General features: G+C 71.0%; 21 protein-coding genes and 1 tRNA gene. 15 read left to right on the top strand and 7 right to left on the bottom strand.

Translation table 11 applies throughout. The features are described 5' to 3' along the window. Both KBX21_RS14170 and KBX21_RS14165 read left to right on the top strand, forming a co-directional pair. Positions 1 to 252: a DUF6177 family protein gene (locus KBX21_RS14170; protein ID WP_210842179.1), complete on the top strand. Its 252-nt coding sequence runs from the start codon at positions 1 to 3 to the stop codon at positions 250 to 252. Positions 253 to 427: 175 nt separating this feature from the next. Beyond that, on the top strand, positions 428 to 970 hold the full coding sequence (locus KBX21_RS14165; protein ID WP_210842178.1) for a hypothetical protein: 543 nt from the start codon (positions 428 to 430) through the stop codon (positions 968 to 970). A gap of 1 nt (position 971) precedes the next feature. On the opposite strand, the gene KBX21_RS14160 is transcribed toward KBX21_RS14165, so the two are convergent. The 3 genes from KBX21_RS14160 to cutA are packed head-to-tail and all read right to left on the bottom strand — an operon-like array spanning position 972 to position 2,575. Beyond that, positions 972 to 1,628, bottom strand: coding sequence for a GNAT family N-acetyltransferase (locus tag KBX21_RS14160; RefSeq protein WP_210842177.1), 657 nt, complete (start codon positions 1,626 to 1,628; stop codon positions 972 to 974). 42 nt (positions 1,629 to 1,670) lie between these two features. Continuing rightward, the gene (locus KBX21_RS14155) at positions 1,671 to 2,237 is read right to left on the bottom strand and encodes a hypothetical protein (protein WP_210842176.1); all 567 of its coding nucleotides are present in this window, start codon (positions 2,235 to 2,237) and stop codon (positions 1,671 to 1,673) included. Continuing rightward, complete coding sequence (gene cutA, locus KBX21_RS14150) at positions 2,234 to 2,575, bottom strand: divalent-cation tolerance protein CutA (RefSeq protein WP_210842175.1); 342 nt, start codon at positions 2,573 to 2,575, stop codon at positions 2,234 to 2,236. The genes KBX21_RS14155 and cutA overlap by 4 nt, the downstream gene beginning before the upstream one ends. 69 nt (positions 2,576 to 2,644) lie before the next feature. Between cutA and pyrE the strand changes: the two genes are divergently transcribed. Beyond that, a complete protein-coding gene (gene pyrE, locus KBX21_RS14145; RefSeq protein ID WP_049572096.1) occupies positions 2,645 to 3,178 on the top strand; it encodes an orotate phosphoribosyltransferase in 534 nt (177 codons plus the stop codon). A 48-nt stretch (positions 3,179 to 3,226) separates the two neighbouring features. Here the strand turns inward: pyrE and KBX21_RS14140 are convergent, their stop codons facing one another. Beyond that, a complete protein-coding gene (locus KBX21_RS14140) occupies positions 3,227 to 3,610 on the bottom strand; it encodes a RodZ domain-containing protein (protein ID WP_017544405.1) in 384 nt (127 codons plus the stop codon). A 421-nt stretch (positions 3,611 to 4,031) separates the two neighbouring features. Between KBX21_RS14140 and fbaA the strand changes: the two genes are divergently transcribed. The 7 genes from fbaA to KBX21_RS14105 all read left to right on the top strand — a co-directional run bounded on the left by fbaA (position 4,032) and on the right by KBX21_RS14105 (position 13,427). After that, positions 4,032 to 5,054, top strand: coding sequence for a class II fructose-bisphosphate aldolase (gene fbaA, locus KBX21_RS14135; protein ID WP_017544404.1), 1,023 nt, complete (start codon positions 4,032 to 4,034; stop codon positions 5,052 to 5,054). A gap of 414 nt (positions 5,055 to 5,468) precedes the next feature. Then, positions 5,469 to 5,885 (top strand): DUF3151 domain-containing protein, encoded by a 417-nt coding sequence (locus KBX21_RS14130; RefSeq protein WP_049572139.1) that lies wholly within the window; start codon positions 5,469 to 5,471, stop codon positions 5,883 to 5,885. Between the two features lie 346 nt (positions 5,886 to 6,231). Continuing rightward, positions 6,232 to 7,515 (top strand): adenylosuccinate synthase, encoded by a 1,284-nt coding sequence (locus KBX21_RS14125; RefSeq protein ID WP_049572093.1) that lies wholly within the window; start codon positions 6,232 to 6,234, stop codon positions 7,513 to 7,515. A gap of 47 nt (positions 7,516 to 7,562) precedes the next feature. Further along, entirely contained in the window at positions 7,563 to 8,813 is a 1,251-nt protein-coding gene (gene purD, locus KBX21_RS14120; protein WP_017544401.1) for a phosphoribosylamine--glycine ligase, read from the top strand. A gap of 524 nt (positions 8,814 to 9,337) precedes the next feature. Next, positions 9,338 to 10,243 carry a phosphoribosylaminoimidazolesuccinocarboxamide synthase gene (locus tag KBX21_RS14115; RefSeq protein ID WP_210842174.1) on the top strand — a complete coding sequence of 302 codons (906 nt, stop codon included), beginning with the start codon at positions 9,338 to 9,340 and terminating at the stop codon, positions 10,241 to 10,243. Positions 10,244 to 10,615: 372 nt separating this feature from the next. Beyond that, entirely contained in the window at positions 10,616 to 11,911 is a 1,296-nt protein-coding gene (gene murA / locus KBX21_RS14110; RefSeq protein ID WP_017544399.1) for a UDP-N-acetylglucosamine 1-carboxyvinyltransferase, read from the top strand. 250 nt (positions 11,912 to 12,161) lie between these two features. Next, positions 12,162 to 13,427 (top strand): hypothetical protein, encoded by a 1,266-nt coding sequence (locus KBX21_RS14105; RefSeq protein WP_017544398.1) that lies wholly within the window; start codon positions 12,162 to 12,164, stop codon positions 13,425 to 13,427. Positions 13,428 to 13,541: 114 nt separating this feature from the next. Here the strand turns inward: KBX21_RS14105 and hisC are convergent, their stop codons facing one another. Further along, on the bottom strand, positions 13,542 to 14,624 hold the full coding sequence (hisC, locus tag KBX21_RS14100) for a histidinol-phosphate transaminase (protein WP_049572087.1): 1,083 nt from the start codon (positions 14,622 to 14,624) through the stop codon (positions 13,542 to 13,544). A 108-nt stretch (positions 14,625 to 14,732) separates the two neighbouring features. On the opposite strand from hisC, the gene KBX21_RS14095 reads away from it, so the two are divergent. Continuing rightward, a complete protein-coding gene (locus KBX21_RS14095) occupies positions 14,733 to 15,452 on the top strand; it encodes a hypothetical protein (RefSeq protein ID WP_374225724.1) in 720 nt (239 codons plus the stop codon). Here KBX21_RS14095 and KBX21_RS14090 read toward each other — a convergent pair. Both KBX21_RS14090 and KBX21_RS14085 read right to left on the bottom strand, forming a co-directional pair. After that, entirely contained in the window at positions 15,427 to 16,416 is a 990-nt protein-coding gene (locus KBX21_RS14090; RefSeq protein ID WP_210842173.1) for a MauE/DoxX family redox-associated membrane protein, read from the bottom strand. The genes KBX21_RS14095 and KBX21_RS14090 overlap by 26 nt on opposite strands. 3 nt (positions 16,417 to 16,419) lie before the next feature. After that, complete coding sequence (locus tag KBX21_RS14085) at positions 16,420 to 17,382, bottom strand: hypothetical protein (RefSeq protein WP_210842172.1); 963 nt, start codon at positions 17,380 to 17,382, stop codon at positions 16,420 to 16,422. Positions 17,383 to 17,839: 457 nt separating this feature from the next. On the opposite strand from KBX21_RS14085, the gene KBX21_RS14080 reads away from it, so the two are divergent. The 4 genes from KBX21_RS14080 (at position 17,840) to KBX21_RS14065 (ending at position 21,147) form a co-directional block, all read left to right on the top strand. Beyond that, on the top strand, positions 17,840 to 18,367 hold the full coding sequence (locus tag KBX21_RS14080; RefSeq protein WP_156208063.1) for a SigE family RNA polymerase sigma factor: 528 nt from the start codon (positions 17,840 to 17,842) through the stop codon (positions 18,365 to 18,367). 264 nt (positions 18,368 to 18,631) lie between these two features. Then, positions 18,632 to 18,787 carry a hypothetical protein gene (locus tag KBX21_RS14075; RefSeq protein WP_374225723.1) on the top strand — a complete coding sequence of 52 codons (156 nt, stop codon included), beginning with the start codon at positions 18,632 to 18,634 and terminating at the stop codon, positions 18,785 to 18,787. Positions 18,788 to 18,882: 95 nt separating this feature from the next. Next, positions 18,883 to 18,969: transfer RNA gene (locus KBX21_RS14070), tRNA-Ser, on the top strand. Between the two features lie 291 nt (positions 18,970 to 19,260). Then, positions 19,261 to 21,147, top strand: a complete 1,887-nt coding sequence (locus KBX21_RS14065; RefSeq protein WP_210842171.1) for a S9 family peptidase — start codon at positions 19,261 to 19,263, stop codon at positions 21,145 to 21,147. Positions 21,148 to 21,181 lie beyond the last annotated feature (34 nt).

Here is a 21,181-nt window from a genome sequence, read left to right as displayed (position 1 = left end):
GTGCCAGGTGCGGGTGACACCCACTACCGGCCCGTGCTCGGCGGCGCCGCCACCCCCGTCGGCCTGGCCCTCGGGCCCGGCCCCGTCTCGGAGATCGGTCTCGCACACGCCCGGAGCGGCCCGGTCACACCGGAGGTGATCGGACCCCGTTGGTCACCGACGCTCTGGTACCCGCTGGGCGAGGACACTCCCCCACGGCTCTGGCAGCGGTTCCGAGCCCTCATGTCCCATCTCGGACGCATGCGGAACTGAGTCGACGAAAAACGATCACTCCCGAGAAAGGGGAGCTCATTTCTTTGTGACTCTGGCGGTCAGAGTGCTCACGAAACGTGGCGGAGGGAAAACGCGAAGCGACGCCGTGGTCACCAGGTGTCATAGGCGACTGGGAATATCCATGGAACGCACAGACCCCTGGTATTTTCCGTGAATGCTCCCACGGTTTTCCGGGTTTTTCGTCGGTGCCTTCTTCGGCCTGGTCTTTGTACTGGTCAACAGCGGTCCGCCGCTTCCCGCGCCGATCGCCCTCACTGTGCGCGCCCTGGCTGTGGGAGTGGCCGTCGCGATCGTCGTCCTGGCCGTGCTCGCCATGCGGAAGGCCTCCCCGGGTGAGGGCGAACCCTCCTCCCGCCCGCGTTTCGGGGCCTTCTTCGGTGTGGTCACCATGGTCGAGGTCGCGCTGATCATCGGCGGCGCGATGACCATCAGCCGACTCGACGGGGTTCCGGACCAGGCCGGTGTGGCCTGGGTGGCCCTGATCGTCGGCCTGCACTTCCTCCCGTTGGCCTGGCACTGGAGACAGCGGGAGATCCTCGTCGTGGCCGGGTACACCACCGCCCTGGGGGTGGTCGGCCTGGTCATGGCCCTGACCGGGCACCCGGAGTGGGTGCCGCTGGTCAGCGGCGTCGTCACCGGTGCGGGCATGCTGCTCGGCAGTCTCGCCGGCGTGGTGTGGGTGGCGCGCGGCCGGTGACTCAGTCGGGCAGTCCGCCCAGGCCGAAGTACGGCAGGCACGGTTCCAGTCCCCCGACCTCGACCGGGACCGTGCGGTGCCTCTCCCAGTCCTCCCGGGTGAGGCGGAACCTGGTCTCCCGGACCTGCTCGCCCCGGACGGCGAGCAGGTTGGTCCCGTCAGGTCGGTAACCGAGCCTGCGTGCCACCCCCCGTGAGGCGGTCGAGGACTCGAAGACCTCCGAGACCGCAGCCTCCGCGCCCAGCTCCGCGAAGGCCAGGTGGAGCACGGCGGCGCGCATCTCCGTGCCGAGACCCCTGCCCTGGTACCGCTGGGTGAGCCACGAACCCGTGCTCACCTGGCGAGCCACGCCGAAGTCCTTCGCCGTCAGGTCCTGGACCCCGATCACGGTGTCCTCGTGCACCACGACCGCGTTGAACGTCCACCGCTCCGGGGTCCACGCCGCCATGGTGGCCCAGTTGTGCTGGATGACCCCGAGCGCCAGGCGGGCGGGCGTCCGGTCCGTCCACGGGGTGAGGAAGGGCATCCGCTCGGGTTCGTGGACACCCGCGACGGCGGCCTCCGCCAGCTGGGAGAGGTCCTGGTCGGAGGGCATCCGCAGTTGGAGGCGCGGTGTGTACAGCCGGAGCCCCGCCGGGGGGAAGTGGTCTGCGATCATGTCCCGATTCTGCGGAAGCCGCCCCGGGTTGTCACCCGGATATCAACGAACCAGGTCCCTGACGAGCGCGGCCAGCTCACCGGCTGCGGACCGGCCCCCGTTGGCCTCGCGGACCGTCCAGCCGCGCATCCCGGCCAGGTGCGCCGGATGCGCGTAGGCGGGGTCGGTGAGCAGGTAGCCGCACGGCGCGTCCGGCCAGTCCGGGACGGTGGGCAGGCGCTCGGTGCGGTAGGCGGCGGGTTCGCCCTCCCGAGCCGGAACCTCGGTGAGCAGCTGGTTCCGTGCGAGGTCGGCGCGGGTCGGGCTGCCCGGCTGCGGCAGGGGGGCGTCGACCAGCACGTAGCCGAGGACCGGGCGGTGCGCGGAGCGCTGGGCCGCCCCGACGGCACCGAGGAGGGGGCCGCCGTCCCCCTCCGCGACCAGTACGACGGGGGTGCGGTCGCCGACCAGTCGGCCGATCTCCAGGCTCGCCCGGGCCACGTAGCGAGCGGCGTGGGGCGCGGTGTCGTCGTCCTGGATCTCGGGGAACACCGGGGAGGGGACGAGGTCGGCGGCGTCGGGAAGGGAGAAGGGGGCGCCGAGGGTGGGGGGAAGGAGGACGGTGATCACTCGGGGTCGTCCGCCCTGGTCTCGTCCCTGACCCAGGCCAGATAGGAAGGGTTTCCGCCGGTCACGGGAGTGGCGATGACCTCGGGGACGTCGTAGGGGTGCGTCTGGACCAGGTGAGCGACGAGGTCGTCCAGGCGGTCCGCCTGGGTCTTGATCACCACCGTCCACTCCTGGTCGGTCTGGACCTCACCCTCCCAGCGGTAGAAGCTGGAGATCGGCCCGCCCACCTGCGCGCAGGCCGCCAGCCGGTGCCCGACGACGGACCGGGCCACCTCCTCCGCGCCCTCGCGACTGTCCACGGTGGTCTCCACCCGGACCGCTCCGGTGTGCTCCTGCATGGTCGTCCCAACTCGGGCGGAGCGGGCCTGGTCCGCGCGGCCCCACCCGGTGTCCTAGGCTCACTGGTCATGAGCGAACGTGATGAACTCCTGCGTCAGATCAACGATAAGGCGGTCGTGCGCGGGAAGGTGACCCTGTCCTCCGGCAAGGAGGCCGACTACTACGTCGACCTGCGCCGGATCACCCTGGACGGGGAGGCGGCGCCGCTGGTCGGTTCGGTCCTGCTGGACACCGTCGAGGACCTGGAGTTCGACGCGGTGGGCGGTCTGACCCTGGGTGCCGACCCGGTGGCCTCCGCGATGCTGCACGCCGCGCACGCGCGCGGCCGCAAGCTGGACGCCTTCGTGGTGCGCAAGGCGGGCAAGGCGCACGGGCTCCAGCGGCGGATCGAGGGTCCGGACGTGAGGGGCCGCCGGGTCCTGGCGCTGGAGGACACCTCCACCACCGGTGGTTCGGTGATGACCGCGGTCGAGGCGCTGCGTGAGGCGGGTGCCGAGGTCGTGGCGGTCGCGCTGATCGTCGACCGTGGCGCGCGCGGGCGGCTGGAGGAGGAGGGCCTGGAGTACCGGCCCGTCTTCGAGGTCTCCGACCTGGACGTGTGACCGCCGGGTCCGTGCGGTGGGGCGTTCGCGTCCCACCACGGGCCGGGTCTACGGCTTGAGGGTGAAGCTGTGTCCCGGGGCGCGGTCGGAGACGTCGCGCTGGACGCCGTTGACGTGCACCTCGACGGCGGTCGGGTCTCCGATGGAGACCTCGAGGCCCTGGTCGTTGTCCGGGTAGGTCACGGAGCTGCCCTGGGCGAGTTCCTGGTCCAGGAGCACGTCCCCGCCGGGGACGCGGACGAACACGTCGCTGGACTGGCCCACCACGCGGATGTGGAGGACACCCATGTCATCGGGGTCCACACTCTCGGCCGCCGCCTCGGACGCGTTGACGCTGACGCTGGAGGCGTTGCTCGGGAGGGACTGGTACAGGAAGTACCCGCCGAGGGCCACCATGGCGACCAAGAGCACGACGGCCCCGACGATGGCCATCACCTGGCCAACGCCGCGCGGATCATTCCTATGCCTTCCCACGGCGACGAATGTAGCGCGTATCACGACAAAAAGCGACAGCGGCCACCCGGAGCAACCGCGGTTTCGGAGCCGGGCGTGAGAAATCGGCCGGGAATCCACCGTCTCTTCCGGGCCCCCTCACCGGGCCCTCCCTTCTCGTCACCGTAAGCTGCGGGTACGTCGCCGATCCCGAGCATTTTGGTCTAGACCTTTCCAACGGCTCCGGGTATTCGGGATACTTGGACGACACCTGGCGGACGCTTCCGGGCGCGAGGCCCACGGGCCGACCCCCGACGGCCCGGAATCCTCCGCCGGGGAAACGCACGTGGGGTGCCGTCGGTACGCGAGGGTTTCGCGTCGGCGGCCGCTCGCTCCAGGCCGAACCAGGGAGAGTCAAGCCATGCCCATCGCCAGTCCCGAGGTCTACACCGAGATGTTGAGCCGCGCGAAGTCCGAGGGCTTCGCCTACCCGGCGATCAACGTGACCTCCAGCCAGACGCTGCACGCCGCCCTGCGCGGCTTCGCCGAGGCCGAAAGCGACGGCATCGTCCAGATTTCCACCGGTGGCGCGGAGTTCCTCTCCGGTGCTTCGGTCAAGGACATGGTCACCGGCTCGGTCGCCTTCGCCGAGTTCGCTCGCGTGGTCGCCGCCAAGTACCCGGTGAACATCGCCCTGCACACCGACCACTGCCCGAAGAACAAGCTCGACGGCTTCGTCCGTCCGCTGCTGGAGATCTCCAAGGAGCGCGTGGCCAAGGGCCAGGAGCCGCTGTTCCAGTCCCACATGTGGGACGGCTCCGCGGTCGAACTGGAGGAGAACCTCCAGATCGCGGACGAGCTGCTCGCCGCCTCGAAGGCTGCCCGCACCATCCTGGAGATCGAGGTCGGTGTCGTCGGCGGCGAGGAGGACGGCATCGTCGGCGAGATCAACGAGAAGCTGTACACCACCCCGGAGGACGCCCTGCGCACCGCCGAGGTGCTGGGCCTGGGCGAGAAGGGCTACTACCTGACCGCCCTGACCTTCGGCAACGTGCACGGCTCGTACAAGCCGGGCTTCGTGAAGCTGCGTCCCGAGGTCCTGAAGGCCGCCCAGGAGGCCGTCGCCGCCAAGCACGGCAAGGCCCGGGCGTTCGACTTCGTGTTCCACGGTGGCTCCGGCTCCACCATGGAGGAGATCCACGAGGCGATCGACTACGGCGTCGTGAAGATGAACATCGACACCGACACCCAGTACGCCTACACGCGTCCGGTCGTCGACCACATCCTGAAGAACTACGACGGCGTGCTGAAGGTCGACGGCGAGATCGGCGACAAGAAGGCCTACGACCCGCGCGCCTACGGCAAGGTCGCCGAGGCCGGCATGGCCGCCCGTGTGGTCGAGGGTGCCCAGCACCTGAAGTCCGCCGGGAACAAGATGAAGTAGGGCTCCCCGGCCCCCTTGCGGTGCCCGTCGGCCTCGGCCGGCGGGCACCGTCGTCCTTTCCTGGCTCTTCACCGGGCACCGGTGACGTCTCGGCACGTGCCGCGCAGCGTCCGGGTTCGTTGTGCGCCACGGCGCCCGCGCTGAACCGGCTGAGCCCGTGCGCGTACGCGGGACCGGACGGCTGGGCGTCCCGGACCCGCTGGCCGGGGCGACGGCACCCGCGTCGGCGGCGGACCGGTGGTCACGCGCGTTGGCGCGCACGCGGTCAAGCACGGCTCCACCCGGGGCCCCGAAGGCGCGGGGCGCGAGCGGGCTGAGCCCGCCCCGGAGCGCCCGAACGTCCCGGAGACCACCGTGACCGCGGATACACCCGGTCTCCCCGGAACCGGTGTGGCCCGGTGGCAGGATGGGGGCATGAACCTGCACCAGAACCTGCTGAACGAGCCGCCCGAGACCCGCCTGGCCGACGACCCCGAGGCACGCGAGGCCCTCGCCCACTCCGACGACCCCACCCCGGTGGCCGGTCGGTTCCCGAGCTACTCCGCCGCGTGGGCCCGGCTGGCCGAGCTGGCCCTGGCCAACGGCCAGCCGGTGACCGCCTACGCGTACGCCCGGACCGGGTACCACCGCGGGCTGGACCAGCTGCGCCGCTCGGGCTGGAAGGGCCACGGCCCGGTCCCGTGGGAGCACGAGCCCAACCAGGGCTTCCTGCGCGCCCTGCACGCCCTGAGCCAGGCCTCGGCGCAGATCGGCGACACCGAGGAGGCGGAGCGCTGCGCGACCTTCCTGCGCGAGTCGAGCGCGGAGGCGGACCAGGTCCTGAACGGCTGAGCCCAGCGCACCTCGTGACGGGCCCGGCCGGAGCCCCCTTCGCTCCGGCCGGGCCCGTCGGCGTACTCGGAAGCCGGGGCGCCAGGAGTCCGCGCCGTGCCCGGACGGTGTGGGAACCCGCACGCCCCCGACGGGAACGGGGCCCGGCGCCCGCGGTCCACCTCGCCGTCGACGGACGGCGCCGGGACGCGGCGACCCGAGTGCCGCAAAGCCCCACTTAACCCGGATGCGCAGGTCGTGTACGCTCAATACGCAACGGCCCCTGTCGCTGCCTTGCGCCAGGGGTTCTTCCATGTTCGGGGTCGGAAAAGCCCCGGTCAGGTGTCGAGCGAAGAGGTAGAGACCAATGCCGGCGATCACGCTCGTGGGTGCCCAGTGGGGCGACGAGGGCAAGGGCAAGGCGACCGACCTGGTCGGTGACCGCGTGGACTACGTGGTCCGTTACCAGGGCGGCAACAACGCCGGGCACACGGTGGTCATCGGCGACCAGAAGTACGCCCTCCACCTGCTGCCGTCCGGCATCCTGTCCCCGAACGTCGTTCCGGTCATCGCCAACGGCGTCGTCATCGACCCGGGCGTGCTGTTCGAGGAGCTGCGCGGCCTCCAGGAGCGGGGCGTGGACACCTCCCGCCTGGTCATCTCGGCCAACGCGCACCTGATCATGCCCTACCACCGGGCCCTCGACAAGGTCAGCGAGCGCTTCCTCGGCAAGGGCAAGATCGGCACCACCGGTCGCGGCATCGGCCCGACCTACGCGGACAAGGTCACCCGCCAGGGCGTGCGCGTGCAGGACATGTTCGACCCCAAGATCCTGCGCAAGAAGATCGAGCTCGCCCTCCACGACAAGAACCAGATCCTCACCAAGGTGTACAACCGGCGGGCCCTGGAGGCCGAGCCGATCATCGAGGAGTACCTGGGCTACGCCGAGAAGCTGCGCCCGCACGTCGCGGACACCTCGCTGATCCTCAACAAGGCGCTGGACGAGGGCAAGACGGTCTACCTGGAGGGCTCGCAGGGAACCCTCCTGGACATCGACCACGGCACCTACCCGTTCGTGACGTCGTCCTCCCCCACCTCCGGCGGCGCGGCCGCGGGCGCGGGCATCGGCCCCAACCGCATCACCAAGGTCGTCGGCATCCTCAAGGCCTACACCACGCGTGTCGGCTCCGGCCCCTTCCCGACCGAGCTGCTGGACGAGCAGGGCGCCTGGCTGCGCACCCAGGGCGGCGAGTACGGCGTGACCACCGGCCGCGACCGCCGCTGCGGCTGGTTCGACGCCCCGATCGCCCGTTACGCCACCCGGATCAACGGCATCACCGACTTCTTCCTGACCAAGCTCGACGTGCTCACCGGTCTGGAGCGCATCCCCGTGTGCGTCGCCTACGACGTCGACGGCGTGCGCCACGACGAGATCCCGATGACGCAGACCGACTTCCACCACGCGACGCCGGTCTACGAGTACTTCGAGGGTTGGTCCGAGGACATCACGGGCGCCCGGAAATTCGAGGAACTCCCCAAGAACGCGCAGGCTTACGTGCGTACCCTTGAGGAGATGGCCGGTGCCCCGATCTCCGCCATCGGCGTCGGTCCGGGCCGCGAGGAGACCCTGCAGCTGCGTTCCCTGGTCTGACCCGGCGACACTCCACCTTCCTCCAGTAGAAGAAGAGGCCCCCTGTAGTGAAAGCGCTCGTTCTCGGCGGCGGAGGCCGCGAGCACGCACTCGTCCGAGCTCTGTCCCTTGATCCGGGCGTCACCAGCATCCACAGCGCCCCCGGCAACCCGGGCATCTCCGACCTCTCCGAGAACCACGTCATCAACGTGACGGACGGGCTGGCCGTGACCGAACTGGCCGCGCGCATCCGCGCGGAACTGGTCGTGATCGGCCCGGAGGCGCCGCTGGTGGCCGGGGTGGCCGACGCCCTGCGCGACCGGGGCATCCCGGTGTTCGGCCCCGACAAGGAGGCCGCGCGGCTGGAGGGGTCCAAGGCCTTCGCCAAGGAGGTCATGGAGGCCGCCGGAGTACCCACCGCGAAGGCGCGGGTGTGCCGGAGCGCCAGCCAGGTCTCCGAGGCCCTCGACGAGTTCGGCGCCCCGTACGTGGTGAAGAACGACGGGCTGGCCGCGGGCAAGGGCGTGGTGGTGACCGAGGACCGCGCCCTCGCCGAGCGGCACGCCCGCGAGTGCGGCCGCGTGGTCATCGAGGAGTACCTCGACGGCCCCGAGGTCTCCCTGTTCGTGCTCACCGACGGCGCCCACGCGCTGCCGCTGCTGCCCGCCCAGGACTTCAAGCGCGCCTACGACGGCGACCAGGGGCCGAACACGGGCGGCATGGGCGCGTACGCCCCGGTGCCGTGGGCCCCGGCCGGGCTGGTGGACGAGGTCATGGAGTCGGTCGTGCGGCCGACCGTCTCCGAGATGAACCGCCGTGGCCACCGCTACCAGGGCCTGCTCTACGTGGGTCTGGCGCTGACCTCGAAGGGTCCGCGCGTGGTGGAGTTCAACGCGCGCTTCGGGGACCCGGAGACGCAGGTCGTGCTGGACCGGCTGGCCACCCCGATCGGGGCGGTCCTCCAGGCCACCGACACCGGCGGCCTGGGCGCGATCGGTTCGCTCCAGTGGAAGTCGGGCGCGGCGGTGACCGTCGTGGTCGCTGCCGAGAACTACCCGGGCGACCCGGTCAAGGGTGACCTGATCGGCGGCCTGGAGGCCGCGAACGCCCTGGAGGGGGCCTACGTGCTGCACGCGGGCACCGCCTGGGACGGGGTGCGCGACGTCAAGGCCAACGGCGGCCGCGTGCTGAACGTGGTCGGCACCGGCGCGGACCTGCGCCAGGCCCGTGAGCGCGCCTACGAGGCGGCGAGCAGGATCGAGCTGCGCGGTTCGTTCTACCGTTCCGACATCGCCGAGCGCGCCGCCGCCGAGGTCTGACTCCGCGTCGGCCCCTTCTGGGCGACACACCACGGAGTTCCCACGGGGTCCGCGGCCATGCGGCTGCGGGCCCCGCGCTCGTCCCGCCCCGGGTGCTGACCGGGGGCCGCCCGACCGGGTGGAGCGGCGGGAACGCGATACTGGAGGTGTCCGCCCCGAGCGGGCACCGACGGCTCCCGGGGCCCGGCACCGCCCGGTGGACCCTGAGGCACACAGACGACAGGGGCGTGTTTTCCGGGTGCTTTCGCCGGTGGCGGCGCGGCCACCACCGGCGCGAGCGGCCCTCTCCCCTGCTGTGCACCGCTGGGCAGGCTCCGCGGTCTCGCGCAGCGGGGCCCGGCGATCTCTCGCGCGCCGTGGAGCGAGACCGCCCCTACTGTGCACCGCGTGCGAGCTCAGCAGTCGCACACCGGGGCCCGACCGGGGTTGGCTGTCCGGGCTTCGTCGGCGCGGCGAGAGGCCGTCTGGTGGTCACGAGCGCGGAATGATCCATAGAACACGCCCAAGACCCAGAGAGAAGCATCATGAGTGGCTTCGTCACCGTTCCCGAGCCCGTCGAGGTTCCGGGGCTCACCCACCTGCACACCGGCAAGGTGCGCGACCTGTACTCGACGGACTCCGGCGCGCTGGTGATGGTGGCCAGCGACCGGGTGTCGGCCTTCGACTGGGTGCTGCCCACGGAGATCCCCGGCAAGGGCCGTTTGCTCACCCAGCTGTCCCTGTGGTGGTTCGAGCGCCTCGGCGACCTCGTGGCCAACCACGTCGTCTCCGACACCCCGCCCGAGGGCGCACCCGCCGACTGGGCCGGGCGCACGCTGGTCTGTGAGCGGTTGGACATGGTGCCGGTGGAGTGCGTGGCGCGCGGCTACCTGGCCGGGTCCGGACTGGCCGAGTACCGGGTGGACCGCACCGTGTGCGGCGTCCCCCTCCCCGAGGGCCTGGTCGACGGCTCCGAGCTGCCCGAACCGGTGTTCACCCCGGCCACCAAGGCGGAGGTGGGCGACCACGACGAGAACGTGTCGTTCGAGGTCGTGGCGGAGCGGCACGGGGAGAAGCTCGCCACGGAGCTGCGCGACCTCACCCTGCGCGTGTACGGGCGCGGCCGGGACGTCGCACGGGAGCGCGGCGTGATCCTCGCCGACACCAAGTTCGAATTCGGCCGTTCCGCGTCCGGTGACCTCGTCCTCGCGGACGAGGTGTTCACCCCGGACTCGTCCCGGTACTGGCCCGCCGACGAATGGAACCCGGGGCACGCCCAGCCGTCCTTCGACAAGCAGATCCTGCGCGACTGGCTGACCTCGCCCGCCTCGGGCTGGGACCGCGCGTCGGACACGCCGCCCCCGGAGCTTCCTGAGAACGTGGTGGAGCGCACTCTGTCCCGTTACGCAGAGATCCATGAGCGTTTGACCGGCACCAAACCCGCTCTCTGACCGACGCCCGCCGCGTGATTCCGCGCACGGGGACGACGTTTCGGCTGTGGGAGCGCGTATGGTGGTGAGGTCGTATGCAACACCGAAGTAACGGACAGCCATGCGTACGACCCATGGTCTCTCCTCCGGCGTAATGCCTCTTTGGCCGTTTGGCGGGACTTCAACCGCGATCAGCGGGTATACCACGTTCTGGGCCGTTTGACGTGATCCGATTGCTATAGAGTCATCGCGAACCGACCGGCTCACCGGCCGTGCAGGTCACACACAGACGGTCGCAACGTTTCAGGGCGAACCCGCGTCTCAAACGCATACAGGCGAGACCCGACGAGGGTGACCCTTTTTCACATCTGCCTCACGAAGGAGCACATGAGCATGGGCCAGGAGGTTCGTTACCGCGTCCGCGGCGGACGCCCCCTCAGCGGAACGGCGTTCATCCAAGGCGCGAAGAACGCCGTCCTGCCGATGATCGGGGCCGCCCTGCTGGCGTCCAAGGGACGTACCGTGCTGCGGAACGTCCCCGTCATCGAGGACGTCTACCGCGCGATCGAGCTCGCCGAGCACGTGGGTGCCAAGGTGGAGTTCCACGAGTCCGAGCGCACCGTCGTCATTGACGCGTGCGGCCTCAACGACCCCGAGCGTGCCGTCCTGCCCGCCGATATCGCGGCCCGCTTCCGCGGCTCCGTGCTCTTCGTGCCGGCCCTGATGCACCGCACCGGCCGCGCCCGCATCGAGGGCGTCGGCGGTTGCAACCTCGGCAGCCGCAACCTCGACTTCCACTACCGCGGCTTCGCCCGCCTGGGCGCGGAGGTCACCGAGGACCTGGAGCGCAACCACATCAACGTGGAGGCGAGCAAGCTCCGGGGCGGCCGTCTGTACCTGGACACCCCGTCCCACACCGGTACCGAGAACCTCCTCATGGCGGCCGTGCTGGCTCCTGGCACCACCGTGATCGAGCACGCGGCCCTTGAGCCCGAGGTCATCGACGTCATCAACTTCCTGACCGCCATGGGCGCGAAGATCAGCGGTGGCGGCACCGGCCTGATCACCGTCGAGGGCGTCAAGGAGCTCACCGCCGTCGAGCACAGCATCATGGCCGACCGCATCGACGCCGGTGTGTTCGCGATGACCGTCGCCGCCACCGGTGGCGAGGTCAGCCTGGTGGGTGCCCACCTGGACCACCTGGGTGTGGCCCGTTGGAAACTGGAGCAGATGGGGGTCGGCTTCTCCCAGGAGGGCGCCGTCCTGCACGTCCAGCGGGACCCGTCCGTGCCGCTGCGCCCGATCAACGCGGTGACCTCGCCGTTCCCGGGCTTCGCCACGGACCTCCAGTCGCCGCTGATGGCGCTGGCCACCCTGGCCGAGGGCGAGAGCTACATCCACGAGGCCATCTACGACGGCCGCTTCGCCCTGGCCGACGAGCTCAACAAGATGGGCGCCAAGATCGAGGTCGAGGGCACCCGCGCCATCGTGCACGGTTCCACGAACCTGCGCGGCGCCGAGGTGATCGCCCACGATCTGCGCACCGGCGCGGCCCTGGTTCTCGCCGGACTGGTCGCCGAAGGTGAGACAATCGTGGCGCCTGGTTATCTGGTTGACCGCGGTCACGCTCAGTTCGCGACGCGGCTCGCCGCGCTGGGCGGCGACGTGGAGCGCGTCACCGTCTCGTAGGAGCCGTAGGCGCAGTTCAAGCCGGGGTGGGGGGCTTCCTCCCACCCGGGCTTTCGGCGTTGATATGGAAAACGATCTTCTTTGGCCCCGCACAATGGGTACGATCTCGGCAATCATGCCGTGACAGAGATCGGGTCGGGAAACCAGTGGGCGCACATAGTGAAGAGCGTGGAATGGTAGCGGGGAGCAACCCGAGGTGAGTGCGCAGCGTACTGGCGATTTGACGATCGGCGTCATAGGACCTCATGAGGTGGTCGAACGGGTCATGCTCATGGGTCCGGGGTCCACTGGACCCCTGAACGCCAGACTCATCGCCGCCGCCTACCGAGACGAGCAAGAGGCGACGGACAAGGTCGTCAGGCTGGGGTCGGCCATCGACGCCTACCTGTTCGCCAGTCCCGTCCCCTACGAGTTCGCACGGAAGGCGGGCGTGTTGACCATGCCCGCGACGTTCGTGCCGCTCGGCGGGGCGAGCCTGCATGAGGCCCTGCTCCGAGCGACACTGGACGATCGTTACGACCCGACCAGAGCCAGTCTCGACGTGCTCAGCCGCGCCGACGTGGTGGAGGCCTACTCCGAGGTCGACCTGCCCGTGGACGGCATCCACGTGCACGAGGAGCTGACCAACACCGCCCAGCTGACGTCCTTCCACGAGGGGCTGTGGCGGCGCAAGGCCACCAAGATGGCGATCACCTGCGTGCGCGGCGTCGCCGAGCGCCTGGAGGCCATAGGGGTTCCGGTGATCCGGCTGCGGCCCACCAACGCCGGTGTGCGCAGCGCGCTCCAGACCGCCGGTCTGCTGGGCGCGCACCACCGCCTGGAGGAGGCCCAGCTCGGTGTGGTCGTCGTGGACGTGCCCACGCTGCGCGACTCCTCCCGGCGTTCCACCCCGCGCTACTGGCGTGAGGAGCTGCGGCTGTCACTGCACCGGCTGCTGCTGCAGGAGGCCCACCGGATCAACGCGACGGCGCACCGCCTGGACGACCACTCGTTCATGGTGACCGCCACGCGCGGTTCGCTGGTGACCGCCACCGAGGGGTTCCGGCAGCCCCCGTTCGTGGAGCGCATCAAGGCGGAGCTGGGCATCGCGATCGAGGTGGGCATCGGCATGGGCCGGACCACCCAGGACGCGGAGTCGCACGCCCGCGCGGCGCTGAACCGGGCGCAGGCCTCCCGGCAGAGCTTCGCGGTGGACCGCGAGGGCCGTTCGCTGGTCCCGGCTCAGCGTGCTCCCGCCCGGCAGTCCTCCGAGCCGCTGCGCACCAAGGGCCGCGAGACCCTGGTCCGGCTCTCGGAGAAGATCGCCGAGGAGGACGGGCCGCTGGTGGTCGACGCGGAGAACGCCGGGCGCATGCTCGGGGTCACCTCCCGGACCGCGCGGCGCCTGCTGCGCACCCTGGTGGAGGAGGGCCTGGCCTGGCCCCTGCCGCCCAACCGCACGCTTCAGCCCGGCCGCCCGCGCCAGCTCTACCGCCTCATCGTGGAGAAGCTGGACAAGGACGCGGCGGGCAAGTAGTCCGAACGCACACCCGAACGGGGGCGGCTCCCATACGTGGGGGCCGCCCCCGTCGGCGTCTGCGGGGTCACACGCCTGTGGCCACGGCCGACGGGCGTGTGTCAGCGCCGTGTGTCAGCGCCGCTTGGCGTAGGCGGTCGCGACGGAGAGGAACGCGTCGTTCTCCTCGGGGGTGCCGAGGCTGACCCGGGCGCCCTCACCGTCGAACGGGCGCACGGAGACGCCCGCCTCCGCGCAGGCGGCCGCGAAGTCGAGGGTGTCCTCAGCCAGCCGCAGCCACACGAAGTTGGCCTCGGTGGGGGGCACGGTCCACCCCGAGGCCACGAGGGCGTCACGGACGCGCTCACGCTCCTTCACGGTGGTCTCCACGCGCTCGAGGAGCTCGGCCTCGGCGTCCAGTGAGGCGATCCCGGCCGCCTGGGCGAGGTGGTTGACCGCGAACGGGACGAGGGTCTTGCGCACGGCGTCGGTCACCGAGGGGTGGCCGACGAGGAACCCGAGGCGGACGGCGGCCAGGCCGTAGGCCTTCGAGAAGGTGCGCAGGACCGCGACGTTGGGGCGGTCCCGGTACAGGGCCACGCCGTCGGGGACCTCGGGGTCGCGCACGTACTCGCGGTAGGCCTCGTCGAGGACGACCAGCACGTGGTCGGGGACGCGGTCGAGGAAGTCGACCAGTTCCCGCTCCCGGACGGCGGTGCCGGTCGGGTTGTTGGGGTTGCACACCAGCACCATGCGGGTGTTGTCGGTGATCGCGCCGAGGAGCGCCTCGAGGTCGTGGGTCTCGTCCCTGAGGGGCACCCGGACCGAGGTGACGCCGGACAGCTCGGCCAACAGGGGGTAGGCCTCGAAGGAGCGCCAGGCGTAGACGACTTCGGCGCCCGGTTCCCCGACCGCCTCCAGGAGCTGCTGGAGCATGCCGACGGAGCCCGCGCCGAGCGCGACGTGCTCCTCCGGGACGTCCAGGTGCCCGGCGAGCCTGGTGACGAGCGCGGCGGCGCCCGGGTCCGGGTAGCGGTTGAGGTCGGCGGCGGCCCTGGCGATGGCCTCACGCACGGACGGGAGCGGCCCGAAGGGGCTCTCGTTGGACGACAGCTTGATGGAGCGCCCGTCCGGCCCGACGACCTTGCGGCCGGGCTTGTAGGCGGGGATGGACTCCAGTACCGCCCGCAGATATGGCGATTTCGACTCCGACACCATTGTCCTTCCTCAATACTTTGTGCTAACCCCGCGACACTCTCAGCGATGAGAGGTCCGGGTCGGTCACCGCTCCAAGCGGAAATATCGCACAAACGAGGAGATACCACCATGCGTTTGCGTCATCGTTCTGCCCGTTCCGCAGCGGGCGTGTCCCTGCCCGCCGCAGTCGCGCTGACCTCGGTGATCGTCCTGAGCGCGTGCGGCGGGACGGACGAGGGGCAGAGCGAGGACCCCAACGCCGAGGCCGCCGCCCAGCTGCACGACGCGCAGCCGATCAACGTCGGGGACGTCACCCTGCTACCCGAGAGCAGCGAGGCCGGAACCTACTCCGAGCTTGTCACAGTGCAGTATTCGGAGGAGGTCCGGGCCTCCACCGAACTGGACAAGCCCGAGTGCATGGACGCCGCCAACCGGTGGGGCGACCTGGAGGCGGTGCGCGACGCCCCCACCTCGGTGGCCGCCTACGAGTGGGACAAGGGCAACGTCTCGCACATCCTCGTCCAACTCGACGAGGGCGCGGCCGCCGAGGCGCTCGCCGTCAAGCCCCCGGAGACCTGCGCCGAGTACACGGCCACCTACGAGGACGGCAGCAGCTCCGAGTACGGCGTCACCGACCTCGACGTCCCCCCGGTGGGCGACGAGTCGCGTTCCTTCGCCATCCAGGTCAACGACGACGGGGGCGAGAACCACATGTACACCGTCATGTACCGCAACGGTGACCTGCTGGGCACGACCTCCGTGATGGGCCCCGGTGAGGCCGAGGACTACGAGCAGCTGCTCCTGGACTTCACCGAGGCCGCCATCACACGGCAGGGCCAGATGCTCTGACCTCGTCGGGGAGGCCGCGCCCGGACTCGCCCGGGAACTCCTTGGCGAGGGTCCCGGGCCTGGCTCCGCCCCGGCCCTGGGCCTCGTCGCGCCTGGCCGCCTCGCGCGGCCGGGGCAGCCTGCGCGGCGGCCCCTGGAGGTCGAGCGTGGTCACCGCGCCGAAGGAGGCGATCACGGTGCCGCTCTCCCTGTCCACCAGGACCGCGCGCACGCCGGTCCGGCGCGGGCCGTCGATCCGCACCCCGTACACGACGTCCACGCGACGGCCGTGGCGCAGGCCGTCGTAGCGAAGGAACCGCCAGCAGCCGTGCCGCCAGGTCTCCTCCGGGTCGGTCTTGAGCATCACCTTGGCGTTGGTCCGCCAGACCTCGCTGCCGCGCAGGCGGCGCAGGGTGCGGCGCTCGGAGACCTCGCGCACCGCGCAGGGCTCACGCGTGGTGAACCGGTCCAGGGCCTCGCGCAGCTCGGGGCTGAGCATCGCCAGGACGAGCAGCTGCACGCCGAGGACCACGCCGTGGGTCGCGGTGGGGCCCGAGGCCACCTCCCAGCCGGTGGGCGCCAGCCCGACCGTGGCGGCCGCGCCCACCGCCAGCAGGCCCGCGCGGGTGAGCGTGCGCCAGCCGATCGGCGTCTGGCTCAGGCCGCCGAAGCAGCCGCAACCGGCCTCGGGGTCGCGGCGGCGGGCCACCAGCAGCAGGACGACGGACGCCGCGAACATCAGGGCGGTGAGCACCCGGGCCGCCTCGCCGAGGAGGCCGGTCGCGGTCAGCAGGGCCACCGCCAGGGCCACCTCCAGCAGGCAGGTGGCGAGCGTGACGGGGCGGCGCAGACGTTCGGGCAGAAGGACGGACACGCCCGTCCCCGCCGCGCGCGGGGTGGCCTTGGCCGCGGCGCCGAGCAGGAGCAGGGCCGCGAGGAGCGGTAGCTGGACCTCGCGGACCGCTTCGAGAACCTCCGGGAACATCGGTCAGCCCTCCAGGTTGGCGACGGTCATGGTCGCGTTGAAGCAGCCCGCCTCCAGCCGCCCGCCGAGGGCGACGAAGGAGGTCATGGTGAGCGAGGCGAGGCGGCCCGCGCTCTGGCTCCCGCAGGCCGGGCAGAGGTCGCAGAGCCAGCTGTCGGCGGCGGCGCAGTCCACGACGGGGACGACCGCGGCGTCCTGCGTGCAGTCGTTGCGCAGGTGGAGCGTGGCCCCGGTGGACAGCAGGGGAAGCGGGACGCAGGAGGTGCGCCGGTCGCAGGTCCCCTCGTGGCCGACCGGGTCGAGCGCCGGGTAGGCGGCCCCCGCCGCCACGGCCCTCGGGTCCTGGTGGCTGGCGCGCCCCCAGGCGGGGTCGTACCAGGTGGCGATCCCGCTGAGGGTCGTGGAGTGCTCCCGTGTGGGAGGACGGCGCGGGGTGGAGTTCAACGGGTAGGGCGGCTGGGTGGTGACCGGCCGCGTCGCCTCGATCTCCGCGCCCCGCCAGACGCCGACGGCGTCGAACAGGTAGCCCGCCTCCAGCCTGGGGTGGCGCACCCCGATGCGTCCGGAGGAGCGGTAGGGAAGGATCACGGTCAGACGGGGACGGCCGTGACCGGGGTCGATCCGCAGAGTGTCGCCCTCGCAGTCGGTGATGACCCCGGTGGCCCGGGCGGCCCGCGCCCATACGCGTTCGGCGACCAGGCGGCCGTCGTGTGAGCACAGCACCACGACGTCGTCGCCGGGGCGCAGTTCGGTGGGCAGTACCTCGCCACCGCTCCAGAAGGAGGTGACGCGTTCGTAGAGGAAGCGCTCCTCCCCCTCGGGTGTGGCGACGCAGAGCATGTACGAGGTGGCGTCGACGACCACGCCGCGCACGACGCGGCGGTGGACCGGTGTGGGCTCGGGTACGGCCCCGGCGCCGAGCACGGCGGCGGTGAACCGCCGTCGGTCCCGACCACTGTCCGTCATCACTGACATGTCCTTCGCGCCCCCTTGTAGACCGACTCGTCCGTCTGTGCCCATTGTCTCCCCCGCCTCCCGGATCGGCCGTGCACACGCCGACACGTGTCGGTTCGTGTCGGTGGGGGCGCCGCGCCAGGGAGGAAGTGACCGCTTCGCCTGCGGACAAGGGGAACTCCCCTCCGCCCACCCACGATTCTCCGTCACCGCACGCAAGCATTTGTACACACTTTGTGTCCGCCAGGCGTTCGGCGCGCCCTTGGAAGGTCCGCGCTCCGACACGCCCGGCTCCTGAAAGCGCCGCACCCTCCCCCCTTCCGCACGGGGGTTTGTTCGCTGATCGAGCGATTTGTTGCCACGTGGTGTCCAGATTCCTGGGGATTTGCGCTCGCTGTGTGAGAGTGAGAGTCCAGAGCGGCCCGCGACAGCGGTGCGCACGCTGGCGGCACGCGACGGGGTCGAGGCGGTGACGGACGTGAACGGAACGACACGGACACCCGGGTCCGAGGAGTTCACCGACTACGTGTCCGAGCGCGGAACTGCGCTGCTCCGCATGGCGCGCTCCCTCACCAACAGCCACGCCGACGCCGAGGACCTCCTCCAGGCCGCGCTGGTCAAGACCTTCCTCGCCTGGGGGCGCATCGCCAACCCCCGAGCGCGGGACGGCTACGTGCGCCGGGCCATGGTCAACACCCAGATCTCCGAGTGGCGCCGCAAACGCCTCGACGTGTACCCCACCGACGAGATCCCCGAGCAGCGGCTGGACGACCCCACCTGGCGCAGCGACCTGGCCGACGTCGTGGGGCGCGCCATCGATCGCCTGCCCGCCCGGCAGCGCACCACGGTGGTGCTGCGCTACTACGAGGACCTCACCGAGGCCCAGATCGCCGAGCGCATGGGCGTCACCATCGGCACCGTGAAGAGCACCCTGTCCCGGGCCGTGGAGAAACTGCGCGGCGACGCCGACCTCGTCATCGAGCGCACCACCTCCTGACCTGGCCGCCAGGTTCCGCCGCACCCTCGTGGCGCGCCTCCTTTTGCGGACACCGGTCCGCCAGTCACCGGCGCCCTCCCCGGGAGTCTGAGCGCGGCCGATGCGTGCAGGTACTCGGTTCCCGCCCCACCCCCCGGGAACCGCCGCGCGATACCGCTCCCACTGCCCGCTCGGCCGAACGCCTCCTCCCACCGGCCCGCGATCCGGTCCGACCGCAACCGCCGGGGCCTCCCCTGGACGTCGTGCCGACCGGCCTCGGTGCGGATGGCCGACCAGATCGTGGTGCTCGAACGCGGCCGTGTGATCGCCCAGGGCACACACGCCCAACTGATGGCCGAGGGCGGACTGTACCGAGAGCTGTGGGAACTCCAGGCCAGCGCCTACGGCACCCCGCCGGTGCCGAGGCCCCGCACCCCCTGACCTGAGGCGGGAGGGCCCCGCCGCCCCGGGGCCCTCCCGCGCGGGAGGACTCGTTTTGCGCAGGACCCCCGCGCTCTGTAGGCTGGTCGCAGCCAGGAGGATTCGCCTAGAGGCCTAGGGCGCCGCACTGCTAATGCGGTTGGGGGGCAACCCCCTCATGGGTTCAAATCCCATATCCTCCGCCGGTCAGAAGGGGTCTCACGTCGCGACGTGAGACCCCTTCTTCATGGGCTGGTTGCAGTCTTAGTTGCAGTCGCACGCGGACGCATGGCGTCTCACCCTGTCCACCTGGGGCGGAGTGCCCGGGGGTGACACCACGTCATGCCCTCGCGCACACGGATGTCATACGCGGGTGTTGACGCGGTGCCACTGTCCGGCCCGCGCTCCAGCGGCTTGGATCGAAGAGCAGGACGGGCGACGACCGCTTCTCGCGGCGCCGCCCAGACCGCCTTCCAGACCAGGACGGGAACGACATGGCACTGCCGGAACTCCACACGATCGACGACCTGTACGGATCGCCTCAGCGCACCGGCGCGAGGATCTCGCCCGACGGCACGCGGATCGCCTTCCTCGCGCCGTGGCGGAACCGGCTCAACGTCTGGGTCCAGGACCTCGAACCCGGTTCCGAGCCCCGCCCCGTGACCTCCGACGAGACCCGCAGCGTGCTGAGCTACGAGTGGGCCGAGGACCCGGGTCTGCTGCTCTACCTCCAGGACGACGACGGCGACGAGAACTGGCACCTGTACCGGGTCGACCTGGACTCCCCCGGGTCCGCCGCGGTCGACCTCACCCCCTTCCCCGGGGCCAGAGTCGTGGGCTTCGAGCCCTCCATCGGGCAACCGGGCCGGATGACGCTGCTGCTCAACGCCCGGACCCTCGCGGAGTTCGACACCTACGAACTCGACGTCGCCTCCGGTGAGCTCACGATGGTGGTCAAGAGCCCCGGACCGGGCAAAGCGATGTTCCAGACCGGTGACGGCGGTTGGTACTCCACCGAACTCACCGCCGAGGGCGACCTGGCCTTCGCCCGCCTGGACGAGTCCGGCGAGGAACTGCCCTTGATGGTCATGGACGGCGCCGACTACCCGTTGGGTCCCTTCCCGCTCCAGACGACACCGGAGGGGAAGGGCCTGTGGGTCGGGTCCAACCGGGGCACCGACCGCACCCGTCTGGTCCACGTCGACCTGGCCACCGGCGAGGAGATCGAGGTCGACGGCCACCCGACCCTCGACGTCGACACCCGCGCACTCGTCGACCCGGGTCTTCCGGCGCCGCTCATCCGAGACCGCCGGGGCGCCCTGCTCGGGGTGCGCTACCTCGGTGAACGCCAGGTCGTCCACGCCGTGGACCCGCACTTCGCGGAGGTCCTTTCGGCTCTGGAGAAGCTGGCCGACGGGGATCTCGCGCACGTGTCATCCGACTCGAGCGGTCAGCGGTGGGTCGTCTCCTTCACCCACGACCGCGACCCCGGGGCGACCTGGTTCCACGACCACGCCACAGGTGAGTCACGGCTGCTCTTCCGGCCCTTCCCGCACCTGGACCCGGACGCGCTGGCCCCGATGCGGCCCGTCACGATCACCGCGCGCGACGGGCTGGAGCTGCCCTCCTACCTCACCCTCCCCGTCGGTGTGGAGCCGACCGCCCTGCCGATGGTGCTGATGGTCCACGGCGGTCCCTGGATGCGTGACGCCTGGGGGTTCAACCCCACCGTCCAGCTGTTGGCCAACCGGGGCTACGCGGTGCTCCAGGTCAACTTCCGCGGTTCGACCGGCTACGGCAAGGCGCACACCCAGGCCGCGATCGGTGAGTTCGCGGGCAGGATGCACGACGACCTGATCGACGGCGTGGACTGGGCGGTGGAGCGGGGTTACGCCGATCCGGACCGGGTGGCCGTCCTCGGGGGTTCCTACGGTGGCTACGCGGCTCTGGTGGGGGCGGCCTTCACACCGGATCGTTTCGCGGCGGCCGTCGACATCGTCGGCATCTCGGACCTGGCGAACTTCCTGCGGACCCAGCCCGTGTTCGTCCGTCCCGGACTGGTGAACAACTTCCACCGGTACGTCGGCGACCCGGAGGTCCCCGAGCAGGAGGCCGACATGCTCGCCCGCTCGCCGATCAACCGGATCGACGCCATCCGTGCCCCGCTGTTCGTGGCCCATGGCGCCAACGACCCCCGCGTCGTCCGGGCCGAGTCCGACAACCTCGTCGAGTCGCTGCGTTCCCGTGGTGTCGAGGTCGAGTACCTCGTCTTCGACGACGAGGGGCACGGGGTGGTGAACCCGGAGAACCAGACCGCCCTGTTCGGCGCCGTCGACCGCTTCCTCGCCCAGCACCTGGGAGGACGCGCCGAACACGCCTGACCGCGAGAGCACAGGCGGCGGGGGACGATGGACA

Source organism: Nocardiopsis sp. B62 (assembly GCF_018070675.1).
GTDB lineage: Bacteria > Actinomycetota > Actinomycetes > Streptosporangiales > Streptosporangiaceae > Nocardiopsis > Nocardiopsis prasina.
The sequence above is the reverse complement of the archived record's forward strand: the minus strand, read 5'-3'. Positions and strand labels throughout refer to the sequence as shown.